The sequence below is a fragment of the Pseudonocardia sp. CA-142604 genome (assembly GCF_050948475.1).
GTDB lineage: Bacteria > Actinomycetota > Actinomycetes > Mycobacteriales > Pseudonocardiaceae > Pseudonocardia > Pseudonocardia alaniniphila.
This window is the reverse complement of record NZ_CP192045.1, coordinates 6195097-6211145: the sequence shown is the minus strand read 5'-3', so window position 1 is coordinate 6211145 and position 16049 is coordinate 6195097. Positions and strand designations below refer to the sequence as shown.

Annotated in this window: 13 protein-coding genes; 4 read left to right on the top strand and 9 right to left on the bottom strand. The window is 67.8% G+C overall.

Annotated features, from left to right (window positions below; translation table 11 throughout):
• Window positions 1-88: 88 nt before the first annotated feature.
• Together ACQPZQ_RS28200 and ACQPZQ_RS28195 are read right to left on the bottom strand one after the other, a co-directional pair.
• Window positions 89-1099, bottom strand: coding sequence for an amidohydrolase family protein (locus ACQPZQ_RS28200; RefSeq protein ID WP_433285629.1), 1011 nt, complete (start codon window positions 1097-1099; stop codon window positions 89-91).
• 26 nt (window positions 1100-1125) lie between these two features.
• Window positions 1126-2418 (bottom strand): MFS transporter, encoded by a 1293-nt coding sequence (locus ACQPZQ_RS28195; protein ID WP_433285627.1) that lies wholly within the window; start codon window positions 2416-2418, stop codon window positions 1126-1128.
• A gap of 859 nt (window positions 2419-3277) precedes the next feature.
• On the opposite strand from ACQPZQ_RS28195, the gene ACQPZQ_RS28190 reads away from it, so the two are divergent.
• Window positions 3278-3568 (top strand): hypothetical protein, encoded by a 291-nt coding sequence (locus tag ACQPZQ_RS28190; RefSeq protein WP_433285625.1) that lies wholly within the window; start codon window positions 3278-3280, stop codon window positions 3566-3568.
• 23 nt (window positions 3569-3591) lie between these two features.
• Here the strand turns inward: ACQPZQ_RS28190 and ACQPZQ_RS28185 are convergent, their stop codons facing one another.
• Together ACQPZQ_RS28185 and ACQPZQ_RS28180 are read right to left on the bottom strand one after the other, a co-directional pair.
• The gene (locus tag ACQPZQ_RS28185) at window positions 3592-4662 is read right to left on the bottom strand and encodes a 2,3-butanediol dehydrogenase (RefSeq protein WP_433285624.1); all 1071 of its coding nucleotides are present in this window, start codon (window positions 4660-4662) and stop codon (window positions 3592-3594) included.
• Between the two features lie 121 nt (window positions 4663-4783).
• Window positions 4784-5167, bottom strand: a complete 384-nt coding sequence (locus ACQPZQ_RS28180) for a DUF302 domain-containing protein (RefSeq protein ID WP_433285622.1) — start codon at window positions 5165-5167, stop codon at window positions 4784-4786.
• Between the two features lie 367 nt (window positions 5168-5534).
• On the opposite strand from ACQPZQ_RS28180, the gene ACQPZQ_RS28175 reads away from it, so the two are divergent.
• The gene (locus ACQPZQ_RS28175; RefSeq protein ID WP_433285620.1) at window positions 5535-7085 is read left to right on the top strand and encodes a helix-turn-helix domain-containing protein; all 1551 of its coding nucleotides are present in this window, start codon (window positions 5535-5537) and stop codon (window positions 7083-7085) included.
• Window positions 7086-7190: 105 nt separating this feature from the next.
• A complete protein-coding gene (locus ACQPZQ_RS28170) occupies window positions 7191-7832 on the top strand; it encodes a DUF4331 family protein (RefSeq protein ID WP_433285618.1) in 642 nt (213 codons plus the stop codon).
• A 130-nt stretch (window positions 7833-7962) separates the two neighbouring features.
• On the opposite strand, the gene ACQPZQ_RS28165 is transcribed toward ACQPZQ_RS28170, so the two are convergent.
• The 3 genes from ACQPZQ_RS28165 to ACQPZQ_RS28155 all read right to left on the bottom strand — a co-directional run bounded on the left by ACQPZQ_RS28165 (window position 7963) and on the right by ACQPZQ_RS28155 (window position 13514).
• Window positions 7963-10962, bottom strand: coding sequence for a Pls/PosA family non-ribosomal peptide synthetase (locus ACQPZQ_RS28165; RefSeq protein ID WP_433285616.1), 3000 nt, complete (start codon window positions 10960-10962; stop codon window positions 7963-7965).
• Window positions 10963-11975: 1013 nt separating this feature from the next.
• Window positions 11976-12386, bottom strand: coding sequence for a hypothetical protein (locus ACQPZQ_RS28160; RefSeq protein WP_433285614.1), 411 nt, complete (start codon window positions 12384-12386; stop codon window positions 11976-11978).
• A 297-nt stretch (window positions 12387-12683) separates the two neighbouring features.
• Window positions 12684-13514, bottom strand: a complete 831-nt coding sequence (locus tag ACQPZQ_RS28155) for an enoyl-CoA hydratase/isomerase family protein (protein ID WP_433285612.1) — start codon at window positions 13512-13514, stop codon at window positions 12684-12686.
• Between the two features lie 114 nt (window positions 13515-13628).
• On the opposite strand from ACQPZQ_RS28155, the gene ACQPZQ_RS28150 reads away from it, so the two are divergent.
• Entirely contained in the window at window positions 13629-14186 is a 558-nt protein-coding gene (locus ACQPZQ_RS28150; RefSeq protein ID WP_433285609.1) for a hypothetical protein, read from the top strand.
• A 12-nt stretch (window positions 14187-14198) separates the two neighbouring features.
• Here the strand turns inward: ACQPZQ_RS28150 and ACQPZQ_RS28145 are convergent, their stop codons facing one another.
• Together ACQPZQ_RS28145 and ACQPZQ_RS28140 are read right to left on the bottom strand one after the other, a co-directional pair.
• Window positions 14199-14510: a PadR family transcriptional regulator gene (locus ACQPZQ_RS28145; RefSeq protein ID WP_433285607.1), complete on the bottom strand. Its 312-nt coding sequence runs from the start codon at window positions 14508-14510 to the stop codon at window positions 14199-14201.
• 104 nt (window positions 14511-14614) lie between these two features.
• A complete protein-coding gene (locus ACQPZQ_RS28140) occupies window positions 14615-16042 on the bottom strand; it encodes a DHA2 family efflux MFS transporter permease subunit (RefSeq protein WP_433285605.1) in 1428 nt (475 codons plus the stop codon).
• Window positions 16043-16049: the final 7 nt, after the last annotated feature.

Below are 16049 nucleotides of genomic sequence, written 5' to 3'. Positions count from 1 at the left end.
GCCAACGGAGCAAACGCGGGGCGCCTTGCGATCTCACGGGCAAAGCCCGGCTGCGCCGATCCGCCGGTGGGGAGCAGGATGTTCGGACTCATCGGTGTGGCTCTACGTATTCGAGTCGGCAGCTGAGGCTGCGTGCGGTCCCGGCGATGGACGCCAATGCGTCCTCACCGAGCGTTTCGGCGACCATCGAGCGGACGGCAGGGGGCTCCATGTCGAAGGGGTAGTCGGTACCGAGCACGAGCCGGCCCACCCCGACGATCGACGCGAGCGCGCTGAGCACGGCGGGGCTGTAGACGACGGTGTCGAAGAAGAACCTGTCGAGGTATTCCTCGGGTCGGCGGAGCAGGTCCGGCGCGACCCCGCGTGCCGCCCGGCCGTGCGACAGCCGCCCGACGGCATAGGGCAGATATCCGCCTCCGTGTACCAGCACGAAACGGAGCGCGGGGTGGCGATCGAGTACGCCCCCGAAGATGAGCGAGCTGGCCGCGATCGTCGTGTCGAACGGGTTGCCGAGGAAGTTCGCGAACTCGTGGGTGCGCAGTCGATCCACTGCCGCGACATTGACCGGATGCAGCTCGACGGGCGCGTCCAATCGCTCACTGGCCTGCCAGAACGGTGTCAACCGCTCGTCGTCCAGGTACCGGCCGTTGATGTTGGTGCCGATCATGCTGCCCACCGCGCCCAGCCGAGTCACGGCGTCCTCGAGCACGTCCGCCGCGGCGTCGCCCCAGGGGAGTGGCACGCTGGCGAAGAAGCCGAAACGATCGGGCCGGGACGAGACGGCCTCTGCCATCCCCTCGTTGATGCTCCTGTGGAAATCGGCCGCCAGCTCCTCCGGCAGGTCGTAGCCGAACATGTCGATCCACGTCGAGAGCACCTGGACGTCGATCCCGCACTCGTCGAGATGGCGGAGCCGGTCGTCGAGATCCGCCATTGCCGGCTGCATCGTGCGCGTGGTGCCGGTCGGGAAGGTGAACCGCGGCCCGCTCTCCTCGTCGGAGACCGACACTGCCGGCGCGAAGTCGCCCGCCCGGATGCGGGCGATGGTGGCGGGCGCCAGATAGTGCGCGTGGAGATCGCGGAATTCGGTGGTTTCCATGTTCTGCCCTCCTGGGGTGTGGCCCGTCAACCCGTGGTCGCTGTTCGGGTCGCCAGGTGCGTCCGGGCCGCCGGCTCGGGAAGCCGGGCGAAAGCCATCAGGATCGCTCCGATCAGCGGGAACAGCATGAGCTGAACGACCGTGGCGCCCGCCCACCCGGTGCTCTTCACGAGCTCCGCGAACAGGTAACCGGCGAACGCGGAGGGCAGGAAGAAGCAGGTCACGAAGGCGCCGGACGCACGCCCGACCAACGACGGGCGAACCGAGCGTTGCAACGCCGCGTAGAGGTTGACGTAGACGAACCCACTTCCGAACGCTCCCTCGAGGAACGACAGGGCCGTCTGTTCCGCCACGGTGTTGGCGGCCATGAACATCAGCGCTCCGACGATGATCGCGCACAGAAAGGAGAGCTGGATGATGATGCGGTTCCCGTAGCGGTCGCCGAGATAGCCCGCCGGGATGCTCGCGACGAGCGAGCCGATGCCGAACATCGACGCCGCGAGCCCGGCGTCGTTCACGCTCAGACCGAGCTCGCTCTGCAGGAACGTCGGGTACAGCCCGAGGTAGGAGTACAGCGAGAGCCCTGCTGCGGCACATGTGAGGCAGAGGATGACGCTGTTGCGATTGCGCAGCGTCGCAGGCAGCTGCGACCTCTCGGCGCTGGTGGCCGGTGGCGCGCGCCCGGTGTCCTTGGCCTCGGTGAAGCCCTTGTCGACCACCAGCAGGATGCCGAGGACGAAGAGGAAGCCGACGACGCCGAAGACGTAGAGCGGCAGGCTCCAACTCCCGCTGGCGGTGAACAGCCGTGCACCGATCAGCGGTCCGAGGGCGCCCCCGATCCCGTAGGAGACGTTCAACGCACCGAGCGCGAGCGACCTGCGGGTGTAGAAGTAGGCGCCGACCGCGGAGAAGAGCGCAGCGTTCTGCAGGGACTCGCCCACCCCGGACAGCGTGCGGTACGCCGCCATGTCGGCGAATCCGAAGGCCAGCGGGGTGAGGATCGTGAAGGCCGAATAGATCGCGATCCCGAACACCATCATGCTCTTGCGGCTCAGACGATCCGCGAGCCGGCCGGCGGGGATGCCGCCCAGGCCGATGCCGAGAGTGAAGATCGTGGCGAGGAATCCGCCCTCGGTCAGGGAGAAACCGTAGTGCTGGGTGATCGAGCTGAGCAGGACCGGGAACACCTGCCGATCGGCGGCGTTGATCGCGTAGGAGGCGGCGAGGAGCGCGAGCACCACGATCGCGGTGACGGTGAGGCGCTGAGATCGTTGCCGTCCACTCGACGTCCCCACGGTCTCCGGTACAGCCTGGCTCATGTCCACTCCTCGGCACTGTGGGCGGAACCCGGGTCGTCCGGACTGCTGACCGGGCGCCCGCGGCGTCTGGCGGGCGGTGGGGGCTGACCGCATCGGCGGACGCACTGAAAAGCGACGGTATACCGAGTACTCCAGCCGGTACAACGATCCGGTTGACAGTTTTACTGGCTGGAAATTTATGTCAGATGCATTGCGGACGATGTCCGGATCGATCGCCGTCGTGCCGCCGAGTGGAGAAATTATGTTTCACCCGTTCGGTCGGATATCCGAGGTCGTCGTGGATCAATCCGATAGACGTTGTTTGTCTGGTTTGTTCCGCCACTGGTCGCCAGATCGAGTGTCTCTTCAGCGTGCTCACAGGTGCGACGTTCCACACTTCCAAGCAGCCCCGGTCCGATCGCTTCGGGTCGGCCCGGGACAGCGGAAGCGAGGTCTCTGACCGGCGGTTCGTGACCGTCGGCGGGACGCGATCGTGAGGAGGTGAGGCGCGTGCCGAGGCAGCAGCACCGCATCCGTCGCCCGATGGACAGTTGGGCGACCGACGTGCGTCACCGGCCGGCGTCTGGTCAATGGCTCAATCTGACGGCGGCGTACCGCGCAAACGGTGACAACTGACGGGAATGACACGATGGATATTCGTTTTGACGTGTTCAATCTCATCTTCCGGGATGCGCTGCTGAGAGCGCTCCTCGTGAACCACGCAAATCGGGTCGACAGCGGACATGCCTCGGAGCGGGCTGGTGCCGGAATGTGCTACGTCTCCTTGAGGTGGGCTGACAACGATGGTGCGCGCGCTGCTGAGGGCTCCCAGCTGCTGACGGCCCAGGCGCACATGCCCCGGCACAGGTCGGATGACCATGTGTATCTCGATGTCGTCCTGGAGCGGCTGCGAGCGGCGTTGCCGGTCGGTGCGGCGAGCGACTCGTTCACGATCCGGTGCCGGGAGTCCTCCCCGGAGGTCATGGACAGCGGCGCCGGCACGATCTTCAAGACCACCACGTTCGAGATCGCTCCCGCGTCCCCCCAATGCGCGGGCAGGATCCTGCTCGACCTTCCGTCGTGGACCGGCCGCGCCGAGGCCCTCGCAGCCGGTGTCACCACGCCCCGTGGCCTCGTCGCGGCGAGTTCCGGGTCACCCAGCCTGAACTGATCACCCGCCGCCGACGACCCCTGCTACGACAGCATCTCCTTGGGGGAGACGAGGATCTTCACGTTCTCCTCCTTGTTGTCGATCAGCTGACGGAACCCGCCGGCAACCAGGTCGTCCAACCCGATCCGACCGGTGATGAACTGCTCCGCATCGACCTTCCCGTCCCGGAGCAGGGCGATGACGTCGGAGTGATCGCCGCAGTAGGCCAGCGAGCCGAGGAGCCGCACCTCGCTCATGACCAAGGCGTTCATGGCCACCCGCGGCACGTGCCCCCAGATCGCGACATTCACGACCGTGCCCCCCGGCCGGACCGAGCCGATCGCCGATGCGAGTACGGCGTCGATCCCGGCGCACTCGAACGCGACGTCGACGCCCGTCCCCCCGGTGAGGTCCCGGATGGCCGCAGCAGCGTCGTCCGTCGTCGGGTCGATGACGACGTGAGCACCTGCGCCGGGAGCCTTCGCCTTCCGGGCCGCCGCGGGTTCGACGACGATGACTGTGCCGGCCCCGGCGGCGCACAGGGCCGCTGCCGTGACGAGCCCGATCGGCCCGGCTCCGAACACTGCAGCGGTGCCGCCCTCGCGTAGGCCGGAGAGCCGCACGGCGTGGTAGCCGACGGCCAGCGGCTCGACGAGCGCCCCGACGTCGGTCGGCAGGTGGCCGAGGGGATGGATCCACCGGGCGTCGACGACGCATCGCTCGGCGAACCCACCCTGGTCACCCGACAGCCCGACGAAGCCCAGGCTGCGACAGATGTTGTAGCGCCCGGCCTTGCATGCCGCGCACGTGCCGCACACCCAGTAGGGCTCGACGGCGACCCGGTCACCCTCGGAGATACCCGTGACGCCCGGCCCGACGGCCGAGACCACGCCGGCGAACTCATGGCCCATGACGATGGGCATCTCGGCGCCCGTGATCGGATGCGGTGTGCCCTTCCTCGGGATGAAGATCGGACCTTCGAGGAACTCGTGAAGGTCGCTGCCGCAGATTCCGCACCAGTCGACCGACACCTCCACCTGCCCGGGCAGGACCTGTGGGTCCGGTACGTCGTCGATGCGGATGTCGCCTGGACCGTGGAACCGTGCAGCGCGCACGTGACCTCCTTGTGCAACGGGCGCCGGCAAATCGGCCGGTGTGACGCCGGCCTCGGTTCGAGTCAACCCACCCCGGAGGCACGAGGCAATCGTGCAACGGGTTGCACCGGTGGCCTGCCCGTCACGGAGCGACGACGGCCGCGACGACCGACGCCACGGTCTCGGCCAGGGGCGCGGCCGCGGCTGCGGGCAGTCCGTGCTGCTCGGCCGTCGTGACTGGATCGGTGTAGACGAGCTCGACGCGACCGGCTCGCTCGCGCACGAGCAGGCGCAGCGGCAGGTCCAGGGCCAGGTCGGGCGCCTCGAGCATCAGAGGTGTGCCCCCACGCGGACTGCCGAACAGCACCACCAGCGTGGGGGGCATCTCCAGACCCACCGACCGGGCGCCGGCCGCGTGGTCGATGCGTGCGAAGGGCCCCAGCCCGCGCCGGGCGAGCTCGGCGTCCAGGCGCGCCACGGTCTGCTCGTAGTCGTGTCCGCTTGTCGTCGTCCGTCGTTCAGTCATGCGGACAGCATCGTCGTCCGCCGCACCGCCTGCCGAATTGGTCACCACTCTGGAAGAAGTGGACCTCCCCTCGGCGTTCTGGTTCACAGATATCATTGATCTCACCCCCGCGCCGAGTACACGGGAGAATGTGACATTGGAGATCGAATGGGTGGCAAGCGCAAGGACGGGCGATTCCCGGCCGGTTCTTCGCTGATCTTGGTAACGACCTGGGCGGCGGTTGCTCCGGATCGAGCCGGGAGCGCTCCCCACGACAAACCCGCCGCGCTGCCCTTCGACGATCGCGGCGGCGCTGCCGCCCGCTGGAAGATCCCCCCGATTTCCCGGGCGATCCGCCCGGGACCGCCCCGCTGAGAATGGTGTGGGAATGCAGAGACCGCCCCGTGCGGAGTTGGAGCCAGGGTCCACCGCGTCCTCCCCGGAGCGGGATCCACAGCGTGCGGCCGACGTGCAGGCGATGCACCACCTGTGTCGGCGCGCCGACGGTGGCGCGGCTCTGGTGCGCTGGCTGGCGCAGCGCACGGGGTGTTGGGCCGGGCTGCTGGACCGGTCGGGCGGGGTGCTCGTCGGCGCACTGCCTGCCCTCGAACCCGCGGCCGCCTCGCTCGTCGCCGATGCCCTCGACGACATGTTCGGGCGTGGTCTCAGAACCTTCGTCGCCGACGGTGAGACGCACGCCGCGATACTCCTGGCCGTTGACGTGCCGGCCGGTGTGCAGGGCCCGGTCCTCGCGTTCGTCGGCGCGGATTCCGTGCCACGGTCCTTGGCGGCCGACGCCGCGGTGCTGCTCGGTACGTGCTGGTGGGCGGGGGAGACCCAGCGCCTCCGCACTCAGGTTGACGACGCCGATGCGCGTTGCCGCGAGGCCGTCCTGCATCTGGTGATGTCACGACACATCTCGACGGCCGTGCAGATCGCATCGGCGTTGCGTCCACCGCTCCCCGACCCGTTGCGGGTCTACGTCTTCGAGTGCGGTGCCGAAGAGCGCGACGAGGTGGTGCGCCGCTCCATCGAACTGGCCGGGAGAAGTGCGTTCATCGTGCGGTGCCCCGTCTACCGACGCCACGTGATCGTCCTGGCTGCTGTGCGCAACAGCCGTCGGCCGCCCGGCACCCGGCCGATCGAGGTTGCGGTCGCGGAGGACATCGTCGGCTGCATCGCAGGAGCGGGTGACGTGGTGGCGCTGCGCGACACCGCTGTCGGCTACGAACAGGCGATCCATGCGCTCTCCGTCGCCCGTGGGCGAGCGGAGCGGTGGGCCCGGTTCGACGCGAAACTGGATCTACCCACGATCGTCGGTCTGGAAGGCCTGCGATGGGCGAGCGCGCTGCTGCACCCCCTGATCACCTATGTTCCTGCCCGTTCGACGGACCCGGACGCCCAGGAGCTGACGGCCACCGCCCAGTCGTGGCTGTTGTTCTCGATGGCGGCCACGCGACACCTCAAGATTCACCGGAACACGTTGTCGGCTCGGCTGCAGCGGATCGAGGAGCTACTCAGGCTCGACCTCGCCCGCGCGGATCATCAGGCCCTGCTGGACCTCGCGCTGCGGATCAGGGCGACGCCGTGCTCCACCGACACGCTCCGGCCGGCCGACCCGGACACGGTCGTCCCACTCGACGAGCTGATGCGGGCCCCCGCCGTCCAGCAGTGGGCGCAGACCACGCTCCGTCCGGTTCGTGCTGCCGCGGACTCGTCTCCGCTGGAGTCGACCCTTCGAGCTTGGCTGAGCAGCAACTCGCGGCTGAGCGTCGCCGCGGAGGAGCTCGGCATCTCGGTGTCCGGTGCGCGCAAGCGAGTCAGCAGGCTGGAACAGGTGCTGCGACGGTCACTGCTGCACGGCCCCAGCGCGCGGCACGACCTGTGGCTGGCGATGCACGCAGCTGATCTCGGCTCGCCAGTGGAAGCGCGCACTTGACGATTGGTTCCGTTACCTGTTCGCGCCGTCGATGTGCAAACTGATCCTCGCCGGTCCGGGTGACCCACATCTAGCGTGGCGGCACGGGCAGTGTGAGGAGGCCGCATGTCGCAGCAGCTCGACTGGGAACTCGCCTGGCATGACCCGCGCCTGGACATTTGCGATGTCTATCTGTTTCGGGGCACCGTGGGCACGGTTCTCGTCATGGACGTCGATCCGTTGTCCGGTTACCACGGCTTCCGTCCCCAAGGGCTGTATGAGTTCAAGCTCGATCTCGACGACGACGGGGTCGAGGACGTCACGTTCTCCTTCACCTTCGACGAGGCGGATGCCGAACGCCGGCAGCGTTGGGTTCTTCGCCGGTTCGATCGGGCCGAAGCGCGAGGCGTCGTACTTCTCACGGGTGTCACGGGGGAGATCTGCGCCGACGGCGGCACGGTGCGAGCCCTCGCCGGACCGGCGGCGGATCCGTCTTCCATGATGGACGCTCGCATCGCCGCGGCGCGGACGACGGTCTCGGGCCTCGGGCGCGTCGCGGTCGAGGACTTCGTCCTCGAAGAGGCGGCGGGTCTGCTCGGCGGCACCGACGTCGGAGCGATCGTGATCGAGCTCGCCGACGAGATCCTGGCGACCCGCACCGTCGGCTTCTGGGGCGCGACCCTGATCGACACCGACTCCGGTCCGTTCGTCATGTCGATGAGCGCCGCCCTCCAGCGTGGGAGTGAATGCGGGCTCGGCGTCCGGTAGCCCGTCAACCGCGAGTGCCCCGCCATCTGGGGCCAGGAGCTCGAAATCCTGGTCCCGATGGCGGGGCACTGTCGGTTGCGCGGTCACCCACCTGACGGGTCGTGCGGTGCGGCCACCGCTGGTCACCTCGTCATGCAGCCTGGGCGAAACCCTCCTGAAGCTCGATGGCCGGGTTTCCGCCCCATCGCGAGTGCGGCGAGACGTCCTCGCCCTTCATGAGGTACGAGTCCGGCTCGAGCTCTGAGCCATCTCCCAGCGTCGCGCCGTACATGACGAACGCACCGACGCCCAGGGTGGAGCCCGAGCCGATCGTGATGCGGTCGGACTTGAACGTGCCGTCCTCCTGGGAGTGGCACTGGATCTTCGAATGCACGTTGAGGGTGACGTCGTCGCCGATCGTCACCAGCGACCTCTCCGGCAGCCCACAGCCGTCGTCGAACAGCCGCTTGCCGACCCGCACACCCAGCAGCCGCCAGATCATGCTCTTGAAGGGAGTGCCGTCGAACGCTCGGAGGAAGTAGCCCATCGCAGGCACCTTCCAGAAACGCTCGTGCCACCAGAAGTGCGGGTCGTAGATCGAGCAGTACCGGGGTTGCAGCTTGCGGAACCCGGTGACGGCCCGTTCGACCAGAACGAAGTACAGAACGCTCAGCATGAGCAGGATGTCGGCCGGCAGGTCCACCCACGCGCCGTACGTGTGGTAAAGCTCGTCGGCGGCCAGGAACAGTACGACGACGCCGAAGAAGTAGCCCCACCGCGCGAGCAGGTACAACCCCATGGTCCGCAGGTTGTGCTTGTTCTTGGCGGCGAGGCGGCGGCGCAGCGTGCGCCCCCTCCGCAGGTTGTCGAACCTGGTGTCGCGGTGGACCGACCGTGGGATCTCGAAGCTGGGCGAGCCCAGCAGCCCGACGTTCTCCCGAACGGGTCCGTCGATGGGCACCATCGCCTTCGAGGCCACGAGGCAGTTCTCACCCAGGCGGCTCTGCGCGGGATAGGAGACGTTGTTGCCGAGGAAGGTGTGCGCACCGATCGTCGCCCGGGAGACGCGGAAGGACGTGCTCGTGAAGTCGGCATTGATGACCGACAGCCCGTCGGCCACCATCGCTGCCGGGCCGACGGAGAACATGTACGGAGTCTCGTGCTTCACTTCCAGGCCGAAGTTGGATCCGGTCTGTTCCTTCCGGGACACGTCTCCGCCGAGCCGATTCAGGTAGTTGACGATGTAGGAGCTGTCACCGAACAGGTACGTGAAGAAGCGCAGGTTGGTCAGCCGCGTGATCGCCCGGTGCAGCGAGTGGTGGAAGCCGTGCAGGGGATAGACCTTGTCCGGCTTGATGAAGAGGCCGAGCAGGCGCGGAACGGTGGTCACGATGAGGAACCCCGCGAGCACGAGGCCGAAGAAGATGATGAAGGACGCGGCCAGGGCGTAGAGGTAGAACTCCCAGTCCGTCAGGTCCAGCGCGTTCGCGCCCAGGAACACCGCCAGCCGCGGGATGGCGACGAGCACGAGCGCGACACCGCCGATCGTCACCGGTAGGCGCACGAGCAGGAGACTCAGCAGCTGAAGGACCGTGGAGACGAACTTTCGCAGCGCGCCGACCCGGGCCCGCTGCTCGATCGTCTGGTAGTTCACCTCGGTGCGCCGTCCGGGAGACCCGTGCCAGCGTTCGCCGTCCGGTACGGACTGCCCGGTGTGCAGCGAGGAGGAATTGCCGAGCTGGGTGTCGTCGCCCATTGCCGTACCGATATCGAGCACCGTGGCCTCGCCGACGTACACGTTCTTGCCAAGGGTGACACGGCCGGTCTCGATGAGGCCGGCGCGGCCGCGATAGCAGCTGAAGAACGAGTCCTTCCGGATCACGGTGTCGTCGCCGATGGTCAGCAGATCGGTGCACACGGGCACGTCCCGGGAAAGGATCAACACCCTCCGCCCGATGTGCGCGCCGAGCGCTCTCAAATACAACAGATAGAGCGGCGAGCCGACGAACATGATCATCGGGCTCACGCGGACGAGCATCTTCACGGTCCAGAAGCGGACGTAGCTCAGGCTCCAGATGCGGATCTGCCGGGGCTTCCACCGACCGACGAGCAGCCATTTCGCCACAATCGGAAGGAGGGAGAGACCGATGAAGATCGCTGCTCCGAACACGAGCGACCGCAGGTAGACGTGGGAGAGGCTGGAGGCTTCGGAGACCCAGTCGTACCCCTGCTCGAGAACGACGGCGACGAGGAAGGCGTACCCGACGTAGACCAGCAGCTGCAGTATTCCGCAGAGGATGTACTCGAACCGGTTGGCCCGTGCTGCCACCTCGGGTAACGCCGTAGTCGGCAACTCGGCGGCGGCGGGCTCGGGTGCCGCGAGCGTTGCTGCGAGGCTTCTGAGGGTGGGGTGTGCGTAGACGTCCTGGATCGACACGGTCGGCAGATCGGGCCGTTTCCTGACTCGTGCGCAGAAGCGGGCCATGAGGAGTGAGTCGGCGCCGAGGTCGTCGAAGAAGTTGCTGTCGGCGGGCACGTGCTCGACGCCGACGATCTCGGCCAGAACGTCCGCGAGGACTTTCTCGGTACCGGGGTCGCCGGGAGCCTGCACGGGTTTGGTGAGCGTTGTCGCGAGGCTTCTGAGGGTGGGGTGTGCGTAGACGTCCTGGATCGACACGGTCGGCAGATCGGGCCGTTTCCTGACTCGTGCGCAGAAGCGGGCCATGAGGAGTGAGTCGGCGCCGAGGTCGTCGAAGAAGTTGCTGTCGACGGAGACGTGTTCGGTGCCGACGATCTCGGCCAGGATCTCCGCGAGAGCTGTCTCGGTACCGAGATCTGCAGGAGCCGTCACCGGTTCCCCGAGTGCCGTTGCCAGGCCGCCGATCGTCGGATGCCGGTAGACGTCCTTCATCGACACCGTCGGCAGGTCCGGCCGCTTCCTGACTCGTGCGCAGAACTGGGCCATGAGGAGTGAGTCGGCGCCGAGGTCGTCGAAGAAGTTGCTATGGACGGAGAGGCTCTCGGTGCCGATGATCTCCGCCAGTAACTCGGCGAGCTTCCGCTCGGTGCCCGTTGCCGGGCGGACGTACTCGACTTGCGTCGTTGAGAGATCAACTACATGAGCGCTGGGACTCTCGACAAGTTCTCCCACGAATGTGAGCTCCTTCAATCGAGGTGGTCATGGTCATGCGCGTGCGGGGCCGCGCGGCGGCGTGTGCTGAATCGCATGAGGAGAATCTGCGGAGCCGTAGCGACTACGGAGATCGGGGACGGTGACCAGCCTGGATCGAAGAGTCGCCGATCCCCGGACAGGTGGCTATGCGCCACCGGGGAACCGGCCTGGCTAGGTCGTCGAGCGAAGGCATCGCTGGTCTTGCTCCTCACGTCGCGGCACGCTGGGGGGCGCCCAGATACCCGATGGCGTGCTTGGGGCGACGTTGGCACTGCACGGGGTACTGCTGGCTGGGATGAATCCAGCGTAACCGCGCTCGGCGCAAGGGTGTCAAGCGAGTGACGATGCTTTCAGAACATAAGTAGCGCCCCTGGATCGACCGAGATCATCGGGTGGTGGCGGTATGGGGAAGCCTTTGTTGGCGGGGCGGGAGATGCACGCCCGTCAGGCGGCGGGCTGGGCGTCACAACCTCTGTACCAGGAAAAACCTGGTGCAGTGTCGCGGCTGGAGGCGCGGGCGAAGCCGACCTTGAGGCTCGTCACAGAAATACCGGCTTACTGTGGAAGCCTCGTGTTGCTGGACAACCGATCAACGCCGACTGTCACCTCGGCCGGTGACCCGATGCCCTTGCAGGTTTGTTCGTCGGCAGTCCGGTCGCAAATATTTGCGGGGAAGCGACTGCCCATCGGAACCTTGCGTCTCGGCCCGAAGAGTAATGCGTAAGCAATGCCTGGGCGCTGGATTTTACTCAGGCCTGAGAAAGTAGGCATACGCTGCGCGCATGATTGCTGCGAGTCCGGGCGCGGATGTACGCAGCAAACGAAGCATACTGAAGGTCATCCATCCCGACCGCACTTTGCGGGCGTCATCACGGTCTCCCTCGTCACGTGAGACGTGGACCGCAGGGGCGAATGGTGATCTGGTGCCGGCGCCGAACCCATGCGTGCGCTCGTTCTCGCTGTGTCGGGGGATGGCGGCCGGCCTACCGGGATCAGCGATGCGTGCACATCGTGAAGGGGCGCCGGCTCGAGGAGATCCGGATTTGCCGTGCGGACGCCGGCCCGTTCCCCGTCCACGGCACGCGCAACCGATTCAGGACGACCCCCGCGTCGGCAGCAGCGGCCGCGAATACCTCTGCGAACTGGTCGCGGGCGGCGACGAGGATGACCGGACGTCCAGGATGAACGAGGGCGGCGTAGCCGGGCAGTCGTCCGTCCTGCACAGCCGCGATCACCTTGTCCAGTACCGGGGCACGACCGACCGCCGGATGCCCGTCAACTGCGCGGATTCGCCCGTCGTGCCCCCGGACGAGAACCGCGATGTGGCGCAGCTGAGGCAGTGCCGCTGCGGCTGCTCCGGCCGCGGCCAACTGCGCATCCTCAGGAAAGCTGAGGAAGAGCACGTTATCCCCCGTGTAGCACATACTGATCACCGATCATCATATGGACGGTGTAGCCGGCGGCAGTGTGGTCGATGCCGGACTGCTCTTATTTCACGATCACGCGACCGGTGTCGCCGGTACCCGACACCTCACGTTTCCACCGTGCTGGATGAAGGCGCCGGAAGGAAAGGGAAGCGTGGCCAATCACACAATTGACACGCACGACGCTGATTCGTTACGGCACCGCGCAGCGCCTGGTGTGCCGTCGCAGCACGCCGGCGCACTGCGACGGCACCCGACCGGCTGCGACCTCGCTGGTTACGCAGGTGAGGCGTCAGGCCGGGCGAGCTCCGTGCCGAAGTTCAGCTCGAACTCGCTGCGTTGTTGCATACCGCGGGCGAGCAGGTGGGCCACCCGTGCTCGGCCGGCGGGTGAGACGGCGAGCCGCCGGAACTCGCGGGCCGATTCGTTGATGTCCTCTGCCGACACGGGCTCGGCGCGTTGGGTGATGATTCTCTTTGCGGTGCTGAGGGCGTCGCGATCAAATCCGGCTATACGGGTGGCAATCGTGTCGACCACGTCGTAGAGATCGACGTCCGCGACGGCGCGGTTGATCCAGCCGTACCGCTCGGCGGTGACGGCGTCGAAGTCGTCGGCGGCCAGGACGATCTCGAGGGCCCGGGAGCGGCCGACGAGGCGGGGGAGCGCCTCCAGTGCGCCCCCGCCGGGGACCAGTGCGGCCCCGACCTCGGGCTGGCCGAGGATCGCTCGCTCGCGGCTGGCGAAGCGCAGGTCGCAGGCCAGCACGAACTCGCTGCCCACGCCGCGGGCGCGGCCGCGGATCGCGGCGATGCTGACGAAGGGTGCGTGGGCCAGCCGGACCACGATGTCGGTCCAGGCCGGCAGCCCCGTGGGCCCAGGGCCGGGCATCTCCGCCGCGCGGACGACGTCGAAGTGGGAGATGAAGTAGTCCTCGTCGGCGCTGTTGAACACCACGACCTTGACGGCCTCGTCCGTCTCGAGGGCGGCCAGCAGATCCCGCAGGGCCAGTACGACCTCGGGGTCGAGGAGGTTCAGCGGCGGGTTGTCGAAGGTGACGGTCCAGTACGCGGCGGACTTGCGCTCGATCTGCAGGGGTGTCTCATTCATGATCGTCCCATCGTCGAGGTTCTGAGTATAAAATATAAATTCAGTATCCCGAGTCTACTGCTGTGCCCCGGATGGACGAGGAGTAGCCGGGACGGGAACGGGAAGTCTCCGGCTATGAGACGCACCCTGCTGGCCGGGCTGGCTGCGGGCGCTGCCGGAACCGCCGCATTGGACGCGGTCAGCTACCTCGACATGCTGCTGCGCGCCCGACCGGCGAGTACCACGCCGGAGGAGACCGCGCGCCGCGCCGAGGATGCCCTTCACCTGAGGCTGTCCGAGGAAGGCCCCGACAGCGACGCTGCGGCCAACCGTCGCACGGCTCTCGGTGCGTTGCTGGGCATCACGGCAGGCCTCGCCACAGGCGTCGCGTACGGGCTCGTGCGCCCCCACCTGGGTCGCGTGCCGCTCGCCGCGCTGGGCGCCGGTGCGGGGCTCGTCGCCAACGTCGGCACCACCGGACCGATGGTGTTGCTCGGCGTCACCGATCCGCGTACCTGGTCGGCGAGTTCGTGGCTCTCCGACTTCTTCCCGCATCTTGCCTACGGCATGACGACGGCAGGAGCGTTCGAGCTGATGTGGCGACGGCCGGAGCCTCGGCGCCTCGCCTTCGCGCCGAGGTCAGGCGCAAGGGCTCTGGCGCGCGCGTGCCGGAGCGTTGCGCGTACAGCGTGATGTCACTCCGCGTCAGGCCGCAGACCTTCGCACCACGCCCTGCACCCCGTTCACGAACGACTCCCATGCCTTGCGCTTGGTGGCCAGTGAGCGGCGGCCGGAGTCGGTGAGCTCGTAGCGGCGTCGGGCCGTGTCGGCCAGTTGGACGAGCCGGTTGCGCTCGAGGTGGTGCAGGGCGGCGTACACCAGCTGGGAGGAGGGGGTGAACCTCCCGCCGGACCGTTCGCGTAGTTCGCGCATGACGGCTGTGGCATCGCCCGGTTCGTCACGGATCACGGCGAGCAACAGCAGGTCCAGATGGGCCCGCACGTGCGACTCAAGCATCTCAACCTCCCCGTCGGGGTACGAGGTCCGGAACTTCCCGGCGCGGGGCGAATGTGAACATGCCGAGGGCTGCGAGTACGCGATCGGACTCCCATGTCCCGGGATCACGCTCCACGGACACGGGGCCGACGTGCTGGTTCCTCGACGAGGGGCAGGGCCGGGCGGTCGGCCGTCGCGCGTGCCGTGTTCCGGCCGACGCCGAGGCTCGCGATCGCCGCGCCTACGGCGAAGACAGCGCCGACGGCCCACCCGGCGAGGTAGCCGTGCACGTTGCCGCTCACGGGGCCCAGGAGCGTCACGAGGACGGCGATGCCGAGCGCCGATCCCACCTGACGGCCGGAGTTGAGGAACGCGGAGCCGGTGCCCGAGCGTCCCTCGGGAAGTGCGGTGACACCGGCCGCGATGAGCGTGCCGAGTGCCAGCCCGACGCCGATGCCGCTGGCGAGCATGCTCGGCAGCAGATCGTGCAGGTATGACGGCTCCGGACCGGCGACGAGGACGCGCCACAACTGCGACACCGCGAGGAACAGGCTGCCCAGTACCGCTACCGGGGCAGGCCCGAGCCGGTGGACGAGCCGCGTGGTCAGTGCTGTAGCGATCGGCACCATCGCGGGGCCGGGGGCCATCGCGAGCCCGGTCTGTAGCGGGCTGTAGTGCCAGACGTCCTGGCACCACAGCGAGTTGGACAGCAGCATGATCCCGAAAGAGACGCTGAACAGGACCATCGCCACGTTGGCCGTCGCGAAGCGGCGTACCCGCAGCAGGGAAAGCTCCAGCAGCGGCGCCGGATGGTGACGGCACCGCAGCACGAACATGAGGGTCCCGGCAACCGCGACGACCAGCACCCCGATGGTGCGCGGATCCGTCCAGCCCCACGTGGGGGCCTGCACCAGTGCGCCGGTCAGCGCCCCCATGCCCACCACGAGCAGGACGCTTCCGAGCAGGTCGGGCACGGGCTCGTCGGCGCGGCCGCGGTCGTGCGCCAGCGCTCGGCGCCCGAGCACCCATGCCAACACCCCGACGGGGAGGTTCACCACGAACACCCACCGCCAGCTCAGGTCGACCAGCAGTCCACCAAGGAGCGGGCCGGCCACTGCGGCGAGCCCTCCGGCTGCTGACCAGCCTCGGGTTGCTGTCATCCGGCGTCCGGCGTCGACCGCACCGAGCAGCAGTGCGAGCGAGGTCGGCAGCAGCGCGGCGGCTCCGGCCGCCTGTACGGCACGCGCCACCACGAGCACCGGGACACTCGGGGCCACGGCGCAGACCAGCGATGCGATCGTGAAGACCGCGATGCCGCCGAGGAACACCCGCCGGTGTCCGAAGCGGTCGCCGAGCCGCCCGGCGGGGATCAGTAGTGCCGCGAGCGTGACCGCGTAGGCGTTGAGCACCCAGGACAGGTCCGCGAGCGACCCTCCGAGCGAACGCTGCATACCGACGAGCGCGACGTTGACGATCCAGAGGTCCAGGTTCGCCATGAAGGTCGCCGCGATCGCCACCACGACGACGCTGATGAGCTGTGCGCGCCTACCCACGAGGCGA